The following is a 17,484-nucleotide window of genomic DNA, read 5'->3' as shown; positions in this document are numbered from 1 at the left end:
GCATCGCGAGGACGGCTTACCGACCCCTGGCGAAGCGCTGACGGCGGCCGTCAGCGACTGTCGCGAATGGACCGCGCGCGGACCGTGACGGCGGAAAATTCCCGGCCGTGACCAGGGGTTTCCCGGTGGTTTTCGCACGTTGACCCCGGCCGGTCGCGCGGGCACCATTTCCCGGGGGAGAGGGGGCGGCGATGCTGGACAGCGAAACGCGACCGGCGGCCACCGCGCTCGGCGAGCTGCTGCGCAACGGGGAGCGCGCACTCGAGGCCGACGGCGACCTGCGCGCCGGCCGGGAGTGGTTCGACCGGGCGTACCGGGCCGCGGAGGCCGGGTGCGACGGGCCGGGGATGGCGCGCGCCGCGCTGGGCCTGGCCGGGCTGTGGGTGCACGAACACCGGAGCGCGCCCGCGGCGGCGTTGCTGCAGGCGCGGCTGCGCGGTGCGCGGACCGCCGTCGACCCGGGATCGTCGCTGGCCCTGCGGCTCAAAGCCCGCCTCGCGGGCGAAGCCGACTACGTGGCGGGGGAGAGCAACGAGATTCTCGCCGTGCTCGAAGAGGCCAAGCGCGCGGGCGACCCGGTCGCCTGGGCCGAGTCCGCCAGCCTCGCCCACCACTGCCTGCTCGGGCCCGACCACGGCGGCCAGCGCCGCGCGCTCGCCCAGGAGCTGATCACCGAGGGCTTCCGCACCGACCGCCGCAGCGACCTGCTGATGGGGATGCTGTGGCGCACGGTCGACCTCTTCCTCGACGGCGACCCGCACGCCCAGCGCGGGCTCGCCGACCTGCGCGGCCTGCTGGCCGAGCGCGACCACCTCGCGGTCGGGTTCGTGCTCGACGCGATCGACGTCATGCTCACCATCCGCGCCGGCCGGTTCGAAGAGGCCGAAAACCGGGCCGCGGCGTGCGCGCTGCGCGGCGAACAGGCCGGCGACGCCGACGCGATCGGCTGGTACACCGCGCAGGTCGGGGCGGTCCGCTGGTACCAGGGCCGCGTCGCCGAACTGCTGCCGATGCTGCGGGAGACCGTCCATTCGCCGACGCTGAGCGCCGTCGACAACGCGCTGATCGCCGGGCTGGCCGTCGCCGCCGCGGCCGCCGGGGACGAGCGCGAGGCCGCCGGGGCGCTGGCCCGGCTGCGCGGCCGGGACCTGGCGCTGCTGCCGCGGTCGAGCAGCTGGCTCGTGTCGATGTACGGGATCGTCGAGTCCGCGTACTTGATCGCCGACGTCGAATCGGCGCGGGCCGCGTACGCGCTGCTGACGCCGTTCGCGCGGCTGCCGATGACGGCGAGCCTCGGCGTCGCCTGCTTCGGCTCGGTGCAGCACGCGCTGGGCGTCGCGATGCTGACCGTGGGCGAGCCCGGACGCGCCGCGGAGCACTTCCGGGCGGCGGTGCGCGACAACCTCGCGCTGGCGCACTGGCCGGCCGCGGCGCTGTCACGCGCCCGGCTCGCGCAGGCGCTGGGGCCGGCCTCGGCCGAAGCCGCGCGGGAACTGGCCGCGGCGACGCGGGAGGCCGGGCAGCTCGGGATGGTGCTGCCCGGCTTCGCCACCGGGGGTGGGAACCGGCGCGTCACGTGCCGCCGCCAGGGCGGCCACTGGCTCTTCGTCCTGGACGGGCGCTCCGCGCTGGTCGAGCACAGCGTCGGCATGGGCTACCTCGCGACGCTGCTGGACAACCCGGGCCACGAGCTGACCGCCGTCGAGCTGGCGCACGGCGTGGTGGCCGAGGCGACGTCCGCGCAGCCGGTGCTCGACCGGGAGGCGACCGCGCACTACCGGCGCTGGCTCGCGAACCTCGAGGCCGAGCTCGACGAGCACGAGGCCAACCACGACGCGGGCCGGGCGGAGCAGGTCCGCACCGAACGCGACTGGCTGCTGGGCGAGCTGTCGGCGGCCGCCGGGCTGGCGGGCCGCGTCCGCGAGTTCGCGGGCGCGGAGGAGAAGGCGCGGATCGCCGTGGGCAAGGCGATCCGCCGCGCGCTGACGCGGATCGCCGCGGCGGACGCCGTGATCGGCGGCGTCCTGCGCGACGGCGTCCACACCGGCACCCGCTGCTCCTACCGCCCCACCTGAGCGCCTACTCGACCGCGCCGGCCACCACGGTCTGGTACCAGGCGTCGTACGGGTGGTTCGTCGCCGGGTAGTTCGCGAGCGGCGTCGTCGCGTCGCTCGCCGAGTCGAAGTCCCAGCCGCGGACCAGCTTGCCCGACTGGCGGGCCGAGGTGATGAACGCCGACTCCGTCGCGGGCGCCCCGTAGAACAGCGCGCCCTGCTGCAGCTCCGCGCTGTCGCCCTTCTGGAACTCGTCGAACGCGACCTGCCGGTAGCGGATCCGGTCCCCGGTGACGCTCGCGGTGTCCACGCGCAGGGTGTTCGACGGCGTCGGGCCGTCCGCGCCCGTCCACACCTTGACGCGCCGGGTGCCGTTGGTGGCCGTGTCCTTGGCGTACCGCGCGTCCGACGTCTTGGCGTTGCCGGTCCACGTGACCGTCGTGCCGGCGAGCGCGCCGTTCCACGTCCAGTTCTGGCTGCTGCTCTGGCTCTGGTGGATCTCCCGGACGTGCGTCGCGTCGGTGAAGGCGATCGTCGGCTGGACGCCGTTGTCGTACTGGTGGCTGTCCTGCCAGGTGATCTCGCCGTCGCTGCCGAGCTTCCCGGCGTGGTACCAGAGCGTGGTCGCGGTCTGGGACTGGTGGACCTCGACGAGGTCGCCATTGTCGTTGAGCGCGACCGCTGGGGTCTGGCCGCTGTCGTACTTCCCGTGCCGCAGCCAGGTGACGCGGCCGTCGGCGCCGTAGGTGCCGGTCCAGTACCAGAGCGCGCCGCCGCCGGAGTCGTGCACCTCGACGATCTGGCCGCGGCCGTTGAGCGCGACGGCCGGGTGGTAGCCGACGTCTCGCTTGTACTCGGAGCGGCTGCCGCCGTCGCCGGACAGCAGCGGCAGCACGCGTCCGCGCAGCGCGTCCACGGTCGGCGAGCCGGCCGGGTAGTCCTGCGCCCGCAGCAGCCGGCTGCCGAAGACCGACTCCAGCTCCTGGTTGACGGCGGTCAGGTTGCCCGCCGCGAAGTTCGCGTTGTCGGTCAGGTTGTCCTTCAGGTCGAGCATGACGACGATCGGCGCGGCCGACGGGTGGGCCGCGGACCAGGTGTTCACCACCGACAGCCAGTCGCGCAGGTTGTTCGACGCCGGGTTGCCGCCGCTGTGGTCGACGGCGTTGCCGGGCGAGTCGTGGCCGACCCCGTAGTCGTGGTTCGTCGCGTAGCCGTTGTCGTGGATGTCGTACTCGATGAACCGCACACCGTGGTCGAGCTGGTAGGCGATCGAGTTCTTCGCGCCGTCGACGCTGCCCGAGTAGCTGTTGTGCGTCGCGCGGAAGACCGACGCGGTGAACGGCGGGCTCGCGGCTTCGGCGGTCCCGCCGGTCAGGAGCGCGGCGGTGGTCAGCGCTGCGGTGCCCATCGCAAGAGCGGCCAGTGCGGGCAGTCTAGTCATCCTCGGGTCCTCACGTCGGGGAACGGGGCCGTCCCATCTTGGCGAAGGAGCCTCAACTCCGGGTGGAACACCGTGGAACACGGGTGGAACGCCCAGGAGGGGACAGCTGGACATCGAGGGAGGAACGTCATGACCTACGCGGGAGGACCCCAGTTCCCGGAGCCGACCGGACCCGTGCCGCCGCAGGCCGGGGTGCCCGGCCCGGCGCAGCCACCCGCCGCCGCGCCGAAGAAGTCCAAGCGGCGGCAGAAGATCGTGCTCACCGTGTTCCTGATCCTGGTCGCCGCGGTCCTCGCGCTGGTCTGGGTGGCCAGCCGGTCCTACGGCGAGAACGCCCAGGTCGGCAACTGCGTCACCGAAAGCGGCGAGAACTACGTGAAGATCGTCGACTGCGGGACACCCGAGGCGACGCTCAAGGTCGTCGCGCGCGTCGAAGACAAGACGCAGATCGAGGCGCAGATCAGCGCGTGCACGCCGTACCCGGACGCCGACCAAGTGTTCTGGCAGGGCAAGGAGGGCGAGACCGGCGTCGTGCTCTGCCTGGCGAAGACCGGCAAGTAGCGCGATGGCCGCCGGGAAGTTCTCGTTCACCGGCTCCGGCGAGATCCTGGTCCGCAGCGGCGGGCGGACGCTCGCCGCGGCCGGCGACGTGATCGTGATCGGTGACCGCGTCTTCCCGCTGGCCGAGGTCGACCGGGTCGCCTACGACGCGGCGGCCCGGCCGCGCCAGGCCAGCTACGCGCTGGGCCTGGCGTGCGGCCCGGTGCGGAGCCGGTTCGTGTTCGACGCCTTCGGCCGCGAAGAACTGGCGCACGCGCGCGAAACGTGGCGGCAGCTGGTCGAGCTGGTCGAGTCGGCGGCCTGCCCGCGGATCGCGCGGGCCGCGGTCGACGCGATCGCCGCCGGCGCCACCGCCCGGTTCGGCGGGGGCGGGCGGTGGCGGATCGACGCGGACGCCGAAGGGCTGCGCCGGTGGCGGTGGTTCGCGCCGAAGGTGCCGTGGGCCGGCGTGCTGGGCAGCGACTTGCGCGCCGGCCAGGTGCGCGTGTGGACCGGCGGCCCGGAACCGGAACTCGTCACGGCCATGGCCGGCTGGAACGCGGTGGTGCTGCCGCGCGTCGTAGGAATGATGGTGGCGCAGGAAAAAGAATCACCGGAAAACCGGGAATAACGTATTTCCGGATCGAAATTCTTATCGAATAGTCGCGCGGATTCGGTACTCCGCGGCGCCGTGCGCGCTCATTATCCGAGGAACGAGTGTGCGCGGGCGCGGAAAGCCCGTGAGGGGTTGGGGAGGCAGTGGGTGTGGCGAACGACTGGCCGCTGGTCGGCCGCGAACAGGAACTGGCGTTCGCACGCCGGGCGCTGGCCGATCCCGAGGTGTGCGGGCTGCTGCTGACCGGCCGCGCGGGCGCCGGCAAGACCCGGCTGGCCAAGGTGCTGCTGGCCGAGTTGGCCGCCGGCGGCGCGCGCACGCACTGGGTGCGTGCGATGTCCTCGGCGTCGACGATCCCGTTCGGCGCGTTCGCCCACCTGCTGCCGGGCAGCGCGGACGGCTCGGGGGACCGCGCGCACCGGCTCAACCAGGTCGCCGGCCACCTCACCCGCGGCGCGGAGGGGCGCCGGCTGGTGCTGTGCGTCGACGACGCGCACCTGCTCGACGACCTGTCCGCGACCCTCGTGCACCAGCTGGCCGCGACGGCGTCGGCGTTCGTGCTCGTCATCGCGCCGCACGGCGTGAGCGTGCCCGACCCGGTGTTCGCGATGTGGAAGGACCGCGTCGCCGAGCGGCTCGACGTCGGCGAGCTGACCCGCCCGCAGACCACCGAGCTGATCACCGCGGTCCTGAACGGACGGCTCGACGACGGCGCCGAACACCGGCTGTGGGGCCTGACGCTGGGCAACCCGCTGTTCCTGCGCGAGCTCGTGCAGGGCGGCCTCGACAGCGGTTCGCTGTCGGCCGCGGACGGCGTGTGGCGGTGGAGCGGGGCGCTCGCGGCGACGCCGCGGCTGGTCGAGCTGATCGAAACCCGCACCGACCGGGTCGACGCCGACGAGCGGCGGTTGCTGGAACTGCTCGCCTTCGGGGAGCCGCTGGGCTGCGAACCGCTGGTGCGGCTCGGGGCCGCGCGCGTCCTCGCCACGACCGAGCAGGCCGGGCTGGTCGTGTCCGAACGGACCGGGCGGCGGCTGAACGTCCGGCTGGCGCACCCGCTCTACGCCGAGGTGATCCGCCGCCGGACGTCGCCGCTGCGCCAGCGCGACACCTACCGGATCCTCGCGCAGACCCTGGACCTCACCGGCGCCCGGCGTGCCGAGGACAAGCCGCGGCTGGTGCGGTGGCGGCTGGCCGCCGGGCTGCCGACCGAACCGCAGCTGGTCCGGGCGGCGGCGGAAACGTTGCTGCGCAAGGACTTCCCGCAAGCCGAGCAGCTGGCGGCGGAAGCCGTCCGGATGGACGGCGGGTTCGGCGCGAAGTTCCTGCTCGCCCAGGTCCGGATCGCGGGCGGCCGGCACGCCGACGCGGACTCGCTGCTGTCCGAACTGGCGGGCGAAACGGTGTCCGACGCGCAGCACGCCCGCGTCGCGGCCACGCGGGCGCGGAACCTGGCGTTCGGCCTGAACCGGTTCGCGGAGGCGTCAGCGGTCCTGGACACCGCGGAGACGGCCGTGTCCGGTACCCAGGACGACCTCGTGACGGCCCGGGCGGCGCTTCTTGCCGCTTCCGGCGCGTCGCGCGCGGCCTTGGAACTGCTCGGACCGGTGCTGGACCGCAACCGGCGCGGCGACGCGCTGCGGCTCTCGGCGCTGGTCGTCGCGGCCGGGGCCCTGGCCTCGACCGGACGGACGGAGGCGTGCCTCGGCGTCGTCGACGAAGGGCTGGCGATCGCGTCGCGGATCTCGGACGCCTCCGCACCCGGGGCGCGGGTCCGGCTGGAACACGCGCGGATCGTGGCGTTGTGCCGGGCGGGCCGGCTCGAGGAGGCCGAAGACCTGGCGGGCGACGACTACCGCGACGCCGTCCGCGACCGGTGGGGCCCGGCGGTGGCGGGCGCGGCGGCGTCGCTCGGGACGGTGGCGCTCGCGTACGGCAACGTCCGCGGCGCGATCCGCTGGCTGCGCGAGGCCTTGGCGGCCGACGCGCACGACCAGCCGCACGAGTTCCGCCCGGCCGTCGCGGCAGCGCTGGTCCGGGCGACGGCGATGAGCGGCCGGGTGACGGAGCCACTCGGCGACTGGGACGGCGCATGGGTCGCCGCGGCGCGGGGCGAGCTGTCGCGCGCTTCTTCGCTGGGGGCGTCGGCCGCATCGGCCGCTTCGTCGGACGGCCGGCTCGCGGTCGCGGCGGAGATCCGCCACGACTTGCTGAGGTTCGGCGCCGACCCGGGGGAGATCCCGTCGGCGGGCGGGATGGCGGAGCTGTATTCGGCCCACGCAGCGGCTTTCTCGGACGCTTCGGCATTGGACGCGGTGGCGGCGTCTTTCGCGGACGTCGGCGCGCGATTGCTGGCGGCGGAGGCGTCGGCCCAGGCAGCGCGGGCGTATCGCGCGGAGGGCAAGAACGGCAGCGCGGCCACCTCGGCCCAGCGCGCGCGGGCGTGGTTGTCGTCCTGTGAGGACGCTGCCACACCGGCCTTGTCTCTTTTGGACACGCCACTCGACCTGACGGTCCGGGAGCTGGAGATCGCCCGCTTGGTGGCGACGGGCTTGACGAGCCGAGCGGTGGCGGACCGGCTGGTGGTGTCGGTGCGGACGGTCGACAACGTGCTGCACGGGGTCTACGCGAAGCTGGGTATTTCCGGCCGCCGCGAGCTGGCTTCGGTGGTAGGGCCGCTGGTGTCGGGGAGTAGTCCCGGCGACGGTCCATAGGTAGATCCACGCCGAGGCTGCGCGGAAGCCGAGTAGGGCGCTACTCATGACCCGGCGGCTTTCCGGACCGAGACTGGATGACAACGGAGGGGCGCGGGCTTCACCGATCCGAATGTCAGGAGTGCACACGATGACGACTTCATCGGGCGACGTTTTCCAGAACGAGCAGGGTTCCGGCGGTTCCGGTGGGAACCAGTTCAACGAGCAGGCTTCGACGGGGGGCTCGGGGAACATCTTCCAGAACGAGCAGGGCTCCGGTGGGGGCAACCAGTTCAACGAGCAGGCTTCGACCGGCGGCCGTGGTGACATCTTCCAGAACGAGCAGGGTTCCGGTGGTCACGGTGGGAACCAGTTCAACGAGCAGGCCTCCACGGGTGGCCGTGGTGACATCTTCCAGAACGAGCAGGGCTCGGGCGGGCACGGTGGGAACCAGTTCAACGAGCAGGCCTCCACGGGTGGCCGTGGTGACATCTTCCAGAACGAGCAAGGCTCCGGCCGCGGCGGCAACCAGTTCAACGAGCAGGCGTCGGCCGGCCACCACGGTGACGTGTTCCAGAACGAGCAGGGTTCCGGCGGGCACGGCGGGAACCAGTTCAACGAGCAGGCGTCCACCGGCGGCGGCGTGGGAGACATCTTCCAGAACGAGCAGGGCTCGGGTGGCCACGGTGGGAACCAGTTCAACGAGCAGGCGAGCACGGGTGGCCGCGGTGGGGACATCTTCCAGAACCAGCAGGGTTCCGGTGGTCACGGTGGGAACCAGTTCAACGAGCAGGCCTCGACCGGCGGTCACGGGAGCATTTTCCAGAACGAGCAGGGTTCCGGCGGTCATGGTGGGAACCAGTTCAACGAGCAGGCGAGCACGGGTGGCCACGGGAGCATTTTCCAGAACGAGCAGGGCTCGGGTGGCCACGGTGGGAACCAGTTCAACGAGCAGGCCAGCACGGGCGGCCACGGCAACATCTTCCAGAACGAGCAGGGTTCCGGTGGCCACGGCGGCAATCAGTTCAACGAGCAGGCCAGCACGGGCGGCCACGGCAACATCTTCCAGAACGAACAAGCCCACGGCCACGGCGGCGACCAGTTCAACGAACAGGCCTCCCACGAACACCACGGCCACGAGCACGAGCACCACCGCGCCGAGGAGCACCACCACGACCACGGCGCCGAGCACCACCACCACGACGTCGACCACTACTGAGCCGGCGTAGGCAAGCAAGGGGAGCGGTCATGCAGGAGCCGAGTGGCGGGGGGCGCATCGCCCTCGACACCCTCGACCTCGCCGTCAAGGGAGCGAAGGCCTACGGGCGGGACGATCTCGTCCAGCGCCTCACCGACGCCCGGCGCCTGCTGTCCGAACCGGACGTCACCGTCTACGTCGTCGGGGAATTCAAGCAGGGCAAGAGCTCGCTCATCAACGCCCTGCTGACCGCGAAGATCTGCCCGGTCGACGACGACATCGCGACCGCGGTGCCGACCGTCGTCCGCTACGCGCCGGAGTCCGGGGCTCTGGCGACCTACGAACCGGCCGACCCGTCGTCGCCGCCGTGGACCGAGCGGATCTCCCTCGAAGACCTCCCTGCCCACGTCTCCGAAGCCGGGAACCCCGGCAACGTCCGCAAGCTGAAGTCGGTCACGGCGTCGATCAGCCGCCAGCTGCTCTCCGGGGGCCTGGCGCTGGTCGACACGCCCGGCGTCGGCGGGCTCGGCTCGCTGCACAACGCCGTCACCGTCAGCTCGCTGCCGCAGGCGCACGCCGTCCTCTTCCTCTCCGACGCCTCGCAGGAGCTCACCGGCGCCGAACTGCGGTTCCTCCGGACCGTCAAGGAACTCTGCCCGACGGTCTTCTTCGTCCTCACCAAGATCGACCTCTACCCGCACTGGCGGCGCATCCTCGAGCTCAACGCCGGCCACCTCGACGCGTGCGGGATCGCCATCGACACCGTCGCCGTCTCCTCCGAGCTGCGCACCGTCGCGGCGCGGTCGGCCGACCAGGAGCTCAACGTCGAATCTGGCTTCCCGCAGCTGGTCAAGCGCCTGCAGGGCGTCGTCGGGGACGCCGAACGGTCCGCGCTGAACGCCGTCGGGCTGCACGTCGGGTCCGCGGTCGGGCAGCTGCACGCCTCGCTGCGCGCCCGCCGCACCGCACTCGCGCACCCCGAGCAGTCCACCGCGCTCGTCGCGGAGCTCGGCCGGGTCAACGACCGCGTCGACGCGCTGCGCAGCCAGTCCGCGAAGTGGCAGCAGCTGCTCTTCGACGGTTTCGCCGACATCTCGTCCGATGTGGACTACGACCTGCGCGCCCGTTCCCGCGGCGTGCTGCACGAGGCCGAAGAGGCCATCGAGGACGGCGACCCCGCCAAGAACTGGGACGAGTTCGAGAAGTGGCTGCGCCAGCGGCTCGCGAACGAGACCCTCGAGAACTACGCGACCTTCGTCAAGGACGCCCGCGGCTTGGCCTCGCGCGTCGCCGAACACTTCGAACTCGCGGAGTCCCAAGCCGTGCTGCCGCGCGAGGTCCAGGCGCCGGTGAAGGTGGTCGAGGAGATCGACATCGACTCGTCGTTCACCGGCGTCAAGACCCGCGGCGCCACCGGGATGGCCGCGTTCCAGAAGGCCTACAGCGGATTCCTCATGTTCTCCATGCTCACGAAGATGGCCGCGCTGGCCATCCCGACGCCGTTCGGGGTCGCGGCCGGCCTGCTCATGGGCCGCTCCGGCTTCCTCGACGAACGCAAGCGCCAGCTGGAAAAGCGCCGCGGCCTGGCGAAGACCGCCGTGCGCCGGTTCGTCGACGAGTTCAACCTCCAGGTGGGCAAGGATTCCCGCGACGCGATGCGGACCGTCCAAAGAGAACTCCGCGACGCCTACAGTGCCCGCGTCGAAGAACTCCAGCGGTCCCTCACCGAGGCACTCGCGAACGCCAAGAAGGCCGTCGTCGACGACGACGCCGAGGCGGCCGAGCTCAAACGCCTCGAAGCCGACATCGAAGCCCTCGAAGTACTCGGCCGTCGCGCGGACGAACTGACCGTCCGCAGCGCGCCGCGGCCCAAGGCGGTGGCCCGATGACCCCGCTCTACGTCCAGGTCCGCGGGTTCGTCGCCCGCGCGTGCGCCGGGTACGCCGGTACGCCGGCCGAGCCGCAGCTGCGGCAGATCGCCGGCCGGCTCGCCGAGCCGCTGCGCGTGGCCATCGCCGGGCGCGTCAAGGCGGGCAAGTCCACGCTGCTCAACGCCCTGGTCGGGCAGGAACTGGCGGCGACGGACGCGGGGGAGTGCACCCGCGTCGTCACGTGGTACCGCAACGGCCCGACCTACCGGATCATGCTGCACCCGGTCCGCGGGATCCCGCGCCAGCTGCCGTTCGGCCGCCTGTCCGGCACGCTCGGCCTCGAGCTCGGCATGGCCCCCGACGACGTCGACCGGCTCGTCGTCGACTGGCCGTCGCCCGCCCTGCGCGCGGTGACGCTGATCGACACGCCCGGGCTCGGTTCGGCGCGCGCGGCCGTCTCCGGGCGCACCGAGGCCGCGCTGGTCCCCGAGGGCGACGGCGTCGGCACCGCGGACGCCGTCGTGTACCTGATGCGGCACGTCCACGGCGACGACGTCCGGTTCCTCGACGCCTTCCACGACGACCCGGCCCAGCGCCGCCCGGTGAACACGATCGGCGTGCTGTCCAAGGCCGACGAGGTCGGGCACGCCCGCACCGACGCGCTCGACTCGGCGGAGAAGATCGCCGGCCGCTACGCCCGCGACCCCCGGGTGCGGGGGCTCTGCCAGACCGTCGTCCCGGTGGCCGGCCTGCTGGCCAGCTCGGCGGCGTCGCTGAAGGAGTCCGAGTACCGCGCGTTCCGGGTGCTCGCCGCCGCCCCCGAGGCCGAGGTGGCGCGGCTGCTGACCTCGGCCGACCGGTTCGCCCGCGCGGAGTCCGAAGTGGACGTTCCGGCGGCCGGGCGGGCGGACTTGCTGGCCCGCTACGGCCTCTTCGGCGTCCGCCTCGGGATCGAGCTGACCGGCGGCGGCCACGTGACCGGCGCGCGGGCGCTGTCGGGCGAGCTGCTGGCCCGCAGCGGCCTGCACCGGCTGCGGTCGCTGCTGACGTCCCAGTTCGCCGCGCGCGCCGACGTCCTCAAGGCGCGCTCGGCGCTGCAGGCGGTGGAACTGGTGCTGCGGGCCTGGCCGGACCGCACCGGTGGGCTGCTGCACGAGTGGGAGCGGATCGTCGCCGGCGCGCACGAGTTCGCCGAGATCCAGCTGATCGACTCGATCCGGGTCGGCGTCGTGCTGTTCACCACCGACGAGGCCCGCGACGCGGAACGGCTGCTCGGCGCGGCCGGGGTGGACGTGCCGAGCCGGCTGGGCCTGCCGGCGGACGCGGGCCGCGCCGCGGTCCGGCAGGCGCTCGGCGCGCAGCTGCTGAGGTGGCAGCGGCGCGCCGAGCACCCCGCGTCCCCGCGCGACGTCCGGGACGCGGCCCGCGTCCTGGTGCGCACCTGCGAAGGAATGCTGCTCAGCGAAGCCCGGGCGGAGGTCCTGTCGTGAGCGAGGTACCGAAGAAGATCAAGCGGGCGGCCGGGGCCGTCGCCGGCGCCGTCGCGTCTGAGGTCGCCGGGAACGCCCTCATCCCCGGCTCGCCCGGCGCCTCGGCGCCACCGCCGCAGCCGGCCGCCGCGGAGACCGCGCACGACGTCCCGCCGCACGAGTACGTGCCCGAGGTCGAGACCAGCAGCGTCACCCGGGGCGAAGACGGTCACGTCGAGGCACAGACCGGCACGGTCTGGCAGCCGGAGACGACCGACGGCCTGCCGCTGAAGGACCTGCCGACCGTCGAGGAGTTCGAGCAGATCGAGGTCCACGAGGACGAGTTCGGCAACTTCATCATCGACGCGACCGAACGGTTCGTGGTGCACAACAACGGCCGTGACGAGGTGTACACCGACCACCAGCACCTCGTCGTCCCCGGGGACGGGACGCCGGGCGACACGGACATCGACATCGTCCAGGACGCCGACGTCGTCATCCACGAAAACCCGGACGGCACGATCACCGTGGAGCACCAGGGTTCGCTGACCTACGAGCTCACCCCGGACGCGCCGGGGCACGGCGACATCGAGATCTTCCAGGACGAGACGGTCCTGCTCGATGAGGCCGAGACCGGGCCGCCCGGGATCGACGTCGGGGTCACCGTGGACCAGCAGGCGCGCGCCGACGACCCGTTCGGTGAGCCGGCCGGCCCGACCATCCACCAGACCGAGGTGATCGCCGACAAGGGCCGCGGCGCGACGGTGACCGCGCAGGTCACCGCGCCGGCACCGGCGTTGCCCGGGACGCCGGCGGCGCCGGTCGTGACGTTCAGCCGTCAGCCGTCCACTGTGGACACCCCGGTGCCGCAGCCGGTCGCGGTCGAGGCGACGACGCTGGCCGCGTCGAACACGCTCGCCGAGCACCCGGTGGTGAAGCACAGCTTCGCCACCGACCGCGAACCGGCGCACCACGACGCCGGTGAGGTCACCGGCACCCACCCGGTGGAGCGGGAGCACCCGTTCGAGCCGCCGCGGCACCCCGAGCCGGACCACCGGCCGGACACCGGACACGTGCCGGACGCGGGGCACCTGCCCGATCCGCCGCCGGAGCCGCACGATCCGCCCCCGGCGGAGTCACCCGGCCCGCCGGAGCACCACGACTCTGCCTTCGAGCACTACGAGGACCCGGAACCCGAAGCGGTTCCGGCGGACCACTCGAACTTGGACCACGCGCACACCGCCGGCGGAGGCTGACATGGGCTACGGACTGGGCATCGACCTCGGCACGACCTTCACGGCCGCCGCCGTCGACAGCGCCGGCCACGTCGAAATGGTGTCGCTCGGCGACCGCACGGCGGCCATCCCGTCGGTGGTGTTGCTGCGCGCGGACGGCGGCGTGCTGGTCGGCGACGCGGCGAGCCGGCGCGCGGCGGTCGAGCCGGACCGCGTCGCGCGGGAGTTCAAGCGGCGCCTGGGCGACCCGACGCCGGTGCTGCTCGGCGGCGCGCCGCACTCGGTGGCGTCGCTGATGGCGCACCTGCTCGGGTACGTGGTGCGGACGGTCGCCGGGCAGCAGGGCGGCCGGCCCGACCGGATCACGCTGACGCACCCGGCGAACTGGGGGCCGTACAAGCGGGAGCTGTTCGAGCAGGTGCCGCGGCTGACCGGGATCGACCACGTCGGCCTGATCACCGAGCCCGAAGCGGCGGCGGCGCACTACGCTGCGCAGGAGCGGCTGGACGACGGCGCGGTCGTCGCGGTGTACGACCTGGGCGGCGGCACGTTCGACGCGACGGTGCTGCGCAAGCGCGGCACCGGGTTCGAGATCCTCGGTTCGCCGGAGGGCATCGAGGGACTCGGCGGCGTCGACTTCGACGAGGCCGTGTTCGGGCACGTCGACCGGGCGCTGGACGGGAAGCTGTCGCGGATCGACCCGGACGACCCGGGCGCGGTGGCGGCGGTGGTGCGGTTGCGCCAGGAGTGCGTGCTGGCGAAGGAGGCGTTGTCGGCCGATACGGAGGCGGCCGTGCCGGTGCTGCTGCCGTCGGTGCAGACGGAGGTCCGGCTGACCCGCGGCGAGTTCGAGGAGATGATCCGCCCGTCGATCACGGCGACGATCGGGTCGCTGCACCGGGCGCTGCGCTCGGCGAACCTCCGCCCGGCCGACCTCGGCGCGGTCCTGCTGGTCGGCGGTTCGTCCCGGATCCCGCTGGTGTCCCAGCTGGTGTCGGCGGAGCTGGGCCGCCCGACGGCGGTGGACATCCACCCGAAGTACGGCGTCGCCCTCGGCGCGGCGGCGCTGGCGTCCGGCCGCTCGGGCCTGGTCCAGGCGACGCGCGCCCAGCCGGTACCGCCGCCCCCGCTCCCGGTCCCGCGCGTGCCGGCGCCCCGGGAGGAGACCCGCGAGCTGGCGACGCCGGGGTTCGGCGCGGGGACGCCGCCGCCGTCGCTGGGCCGTGCGAAGCCCGACGCGAGCCCGGGCCGCCGCGCCTCGCGCCGAGGGGTGGTCGTGGGGTTGTGCGCGGTGGCGGTGGTGGCGATCGGCGGCGTGGCGGTGGCGGTGAGCAGTTCCGGCGGAAGCGGCTCGGGGAGCACGCCACCGGCGACGAGCTCGGAGACCGGGACGCCGACGCTCGTGACGTTGCCGTCCCCGGAAGCCCCGGAGACGACGCACGCGACGGTGGCGGCCCCGCACACGAACCCACCGGCGACGACGAAGCGGAGGACCCCGCCGCGGACGACGACCCCGACGCACACGACGACACCGACGACGACCACCACGCCGACGACCACGACGACGGCGAGGCCGACGACCTGAGCCGGAAGGGACCGGGTCGCCGGTAGCCTCGCGGACATGGCGGCAGAGCACGTGATCGTGACGTCCACGACCGACTCCGAGACCGCGGCCTGCGAGCTGGCCGCGAAGGTGATCGAAGAACGCCTCGGCGCCTGCGCCCAGATCGTCGGCCCGGTGACCAGCGTCTACCGCTGGGAAGGCGAAGTCCGCACCGACCACGAATGGCGCGTCGAGATCAAGACGACGACCGCCCGCGTCCCCGCGCTGACCGAGCGCATCGGGCAGCTGCACGGCTACGACCTGCCCGAGATCGTCGCCACGCCGATCGTCGGCGGCAGCGCGGCCTATCTCTCCTGGCTCGCCACCGAAACCGCTGGCTAGATTCGAGAGCATGGAAGACCTTCGCCAGCGCTTCGAGACCCTCACCACCGCCCACCTCGCCGACGCCTGCATCCGTGCCGGCCTCCCGGTGCGGTGCGCCCCGGCGCCGACGCACGCCGTCGTGCCCGGTACCCGCCTGCTCGGGCCCGCGATCCCGGCCCGGCACGTCGGCAGCGTCGACGTGTTCCTGGAGGCCTTCGAGCAGGCCACCCCCGGTGGCGTCCTGGTGGTCGACAACGGCGGCCGCCTCGACGAAAGCTGCGTCGGCGACCTCGTCGTCCTCGAAGCGCGCGCGGCCGGGCTGGCCGGGGTCGTGATCTGGGGACTGCACCGCGACACCGCCGACGTCCGCGCGATCGGGTTGCCCGTGTTCAGCCTCGGGTCCATCCCCACCGGTCCGCTCAGCCTCGGGCCGCGCGTCGACGGCGGCCTCGACGAGGCGATCGTCGGGACCTGGCGCATCGGGCCGCGGGACCTGGTGGCTGGCGACGACGACGGCGTCGTCTTCCTCCCGCTGGACCGCGCGAGCGAGCTCTTCACCCTCGCCGAGGGCATCCGCGACACCGAACGCCAGCAGGCCGACCGGATCCGGGCCGGCGAGCCGTTGCGGCAGCAGGTCCGCTTCGCCGACTTCCTCGCCGCGCGCGAAGCGGATCCGGCGCTGACGTTCCGCGCGCACCTGCGGGCCGTCGGCGGCGCGATCGAGGAGTAACCCGGAAGTGTGATCTTCGCCCGAAGGGGGTATCCCGGCGCAGCGGCGGCGTGGGAGGCGAGATCATGAACACCCTCATCGACTTCGGTAAGGACATCGAGTACCACTTCGCCCGCGGCTTGCGGGCCTACCTCGCCCGGGTCGCCCGCGCGGCCGGCGTCGGGTTCGAGTCGTGTTCGCTCGACCTCGACGTGCCCACCTCCGGTTACGTGGCGCTCGACCGTGCGCTCCCGGACCTGCCGGGGCAGGACCTGGCGCTGATCTGGGACGAGGTGCACGGCTGGTCGGCGGTCGTCGAGCCCGCGGGCGGTGGCGCGCCGAAGGTCCTCGCCTACCTCGGCGGGGCCGAGGTCCTGCCACCGCCGCGCGCGGTCGCGCGGTTCCTCGAGGTGCTGCGGCTCGCCGGCCCGCCCGCGGGCTCCTTCCGGCCGCCGGTGTTCCGCACGGCCGGACGCCACGAGGATCTCGTCGACTGGCTGCCGGTCACCGGCCCCGAGGGATTGCTGCGCCCGAGCTCACCGGCCTGGTGACGCCTAGGATGGGGCCCGGCAGCGACCCGTCCACCGAGGGAACCCCGTGACCAGCGCCGAACCGAACCCCATTCGCGTCCTCCTGGTGGAGGACCACGACATGGTGGCCGAGGCACTGCAGCTGGCCCTCGACCGCGCCGACGGGATCACCGTGGTCGGCCGCGCCCGCTCCCGGGCCGAAGCCGTCGCCGACGCGGGTGAGCACGAGCCGGACGTCGTCCTGCTCGACCGGCGCCTCGCCGACGGGGACGCGCTCGGCATCCTCGCGGAGCTCGGCGAAACCGGCGCGCGGGTGCTGGTGCTGACCGGCGACGCGACGCCGTCGGTCGCCGTGCAGGTGGCGAAGGCGGGCGGCGCCGGGCTCCTGCTGAAGTCGTCGCAGCTGGGCGTGCTGGAGTCCGCGGTGCGCGACGTGGCCGCCGGCGGCGTGGTCTTCGACCCCGAGCTGCTGCCCGAGATCTTCGACCGGCTCACCGGCCGGGCGCCCGCCCGCGGCGCGGAGCTGACCGCGCGGGAGCGCGAGACCCTCGACCTGCTCGCGGAGGGCGCCACGACCGAGGAGATCGGCGAGCGGCTGGGCGTCTCCCGCAACACCACGCGCAACCACGTCCAGCGCGTGCTCGAGAAGCTCGGCGCGCGCTCGAAGCTCGAAGCGGTCGCCGTGGCGCGGCGCGAGGGCCTGATCGGCTGATGCACCTGCACCAGTGACCGGGCCGGGGTTTGCATCTCGTGCGCCCGCGCGGTGCCCGCCACGCTGGACGCCGTGGACACCCCGGCGCCGCTCACCGCGGAGTGCGCCCTGACCGATCCGGCGGGCGGGCTGGCCGTCGTGCGCCGGTTCGCGCGGCTCACGCTGACGGCCTGGGCCTGCGACTCCGTCGTCGACGACGCCCTGCTGCTGCTCACCGAGCTCGCGACCAACGCCCTGCAGCACGGTGCCGGCCGCCCGGTCCTGCGGCTCAGCGTCGGGGCCGGGCACGTGCGCATCGAGGTGTTCGACGACGACCCGGCGCCGCCCGTGCGCCGCTCGCCCGGTGCCGACGGGGGCTGGGGCCTCGCCCTGGTCGAGCGGCTGTCGCTGGCTTGGGGAACCGCGCGCCACGGACTGGGAAAGGTGGTCTGGTGTGCGCTGTCCGCGCCGTCGGCCGAACTCGCCGGCTGACGCGCCGTGCCGGCCGGG

15 protein-coding genes are annotated in these 17,484 nt (G+C 73.4%); 13 read left to right on the top strand and 2 right to left on the bottom strand.

Going from position 1 to position 17,484, the window contains the following annotated elements; all coding sequences use genetic code 11:
- The first annotated feature begins 191 nt into the window (after positions 1-191).
- The gene (locus BLV96_RS07000; RefSeq protein WP_086674613.1) at positions 192-2,075 is read left to right on the top strand and encodes a hypothetical protein; all 1,884 of its coding nucleotides are present in this window, start codon (positions 192-194) and stop codon (positions 2,073-2,075) included.
- 4 nt (positions 2,076-2,079) lie between these two features.
- Here the strand turns inward: BLV96_RS07000 and BLV96_RS06995 are convergent, their stop codons facing one another.
- On the bottom strand, positions 2,080-3,495 hold the full coding sequence (locus tag BLV96_RS06995) for a PI-PLC domain-containing protein (protein ID WP_086674614.1): 1,416 nt from the start codon (positions 3,493-3,495) through the stop codon (positions 2,080-2,082).
- Positions 3,496-3,624: 129 nt separating this feature from the next.
- Here BLV96_RS06995 and BLV96_RS06990 point away from each other — a divergent pair, with 129 nt between their 5' ends.
- The 3 genes from BLV96_RS06990 (at position 3,625) to BLV96_RS06980 (ending at position 7,365) form a co-directional block, all read left to right on the top strand.
- Complete coding sequence (locus BLV96_RS06990) at positions 3,625-4,056, top strand: LppU/SCO3897 family protein (protein ID WP_086674615.1); 432 nt, start codon at positions 3,625-3,627, stop codon at positions 4,054-4,056.
- Positions 4,057-4,060: 4 nt separating this feature from the next.
- Positions 4,061-4,666: a hypothetical protein gene (locus BLV96_RS06985; RefSeq protein ID WP_086674616.1), complete on the top strand. Its 606-nt coding sequence runs from the start codon at positions 4,061-4,063 to the stop codon at positions 4,664-4,666.
- Positions 4,667-4,800: 134 nt separating this feature from the next.
- A complete protein-coding gene (locus BLV96_RS06980) occupies positions 4,801-7,365 on the top strand; it encodes a helix-turn-helix transcriptional regulator (protein ID WP_244180088.1) in 2,565 nt (854 codons plus the stop codon).
- A 139-nt stretch (positions 7,366-7,504) separates the two neighbouring features.
- Here BLV96_RS06980 and BLV96_RS50265 read toward each other — a convergent pair whose 3' ends face one another.
- Complete coding sequence (locus tag BLV96_RS50265) at positions 7,505-8,557, bottom strand: hypothetical protein (RefSeq protein WP_208608166.1); 1,053 nt, start codon at positions 8,555-8,557, stop codon at positions 7,505-7,507.
- 35 nt (positions 8,558-8,592) lie between these two features.
- Between BLV96_RS50265 and BLV96_RS06970 the strand changes: the two genes are divergently transcribed.
- From BLV96_RS06970 to BLV96_RS06930, 9 genes are all read left to right on the top strand, one after another.
- A complete protein-coding gene (locus BLV96_RS06970) occupies positions 8,593-10,431 on the top strand; it encodes a dynamin family protein (protein ID WP_086674618.1) in 1,839 nt (612 codons plus the stop codon).
- Complete coding sequence (locus BLV96_RS06965; RefSeq protein WP_086674619.1) at positions 10,428-11,903, top strand: dynamin family protein; 1,476 nt, start codon at positions 10,428-10,430, stop codon at positions 11,901-11,903. Before BLV96_RS06970 ends, BLV96_RS06965 begins: the two co-directional genes overlap by 4 nt.
- The gene (locus tag BLV96_RS06960) at positions 11,900-13,138 is read left to right on the top strand and encodes a hypothetical protein (protein ID WP_086674620.1); all 1,239 of its coding nucleotides are present in this window, start codon (positions 11,900-11,902) and stop codon (positions 13,136-13,138) included. The genes BLV96_RS06965 and BLV96_RS06960 overlap by 4 nt, the downstream gene beginning before the upstream one ends.
- 1 nt (position 13,139) lies before the next feature.
- The gene (locus tag BLV96_RS06955) at positions 13,140-14,702 is read left to right on the top strand and encodes an Hsp70 family protein (protein ID WP_086674621.1); all 1,563 of its coding nucleotides are present in this window, start codon (positions 13,140-13,142) and stop codon (positions 14,700-14,702) included.
- A 36-nt stretch (positions 14,703-14,738) separates the two neighbouring features.
- Entirely contained in the window at positions 14,739-15,062 is a 324-nt protein-coding gene (gene cutA, locus BLV96_RS06950; protein WP_086674622.1) for a divalent-cation tolerance protein CutA, read from the top strand.
- Between the two features lie 10 nt (positions 15,063-15,072).
- Complete coding sequence (locus BLV96_RS06945; RefSeq protein ID WP_086674623.1) at positions 15,073-15,774, top strand: RraA family protein; 702 nt, start codon at positions 15,073-15,075, stop codon at positions 15,772-15,774.
- Positions 15,775-15,839: 65 nt separating this feature from the next.
- Entirely contained in the window at positions 15,840-16,304 is a 465-nt protein-coding gene (locus BLV96_RS06940) for a DUF6292 family protein (RefSeq protein WP_086674631.1), read from the top strand.
- 46 nt (positions 16,305-16,350) lie between these two features.
- Positions 16,351-16,995, top strand: a complete 645-nt coding sequence (locus tag BLV96_RS06935; RefSeq protein ID WP_086674624.1) for a response regulator transcription factor — start codon at positions 16,351-16,353, stop codon at positions 16,993-16,995.
- A 72-nt stretch (positions 16,996-17,067) separates the two neighbouring features.
- On the top strand, positions 17,068-17,466 hold the full coding sequence (locus BLV96_RS06930; protein ID WP_086674632.1) for an ATP-binding protein: 399 nt from the start codon (positions 17,068-17,070) through the stop codon (positions 17,464-17,466).
- The last annotated feature ends 18 nt before the right edge of the window (positions 17,467-17,484 follow it).

The sequence above is a fragment of the Amycolatopsis pretoriensis genome (genome assembly GCF_900107925.1).
Taxonomy (GTDB): Bacteria; Actinomycetota; Actinomycetes; order Mycobacteriales; family Pseudonocardiaceae; genus Amycolatopsis; species Amycolatopsis pretoriensis.
Note: the sequence above shows the minus strand (reverse complement) of the source record. Positions and strands in the feature narration are given on the sequence as shown.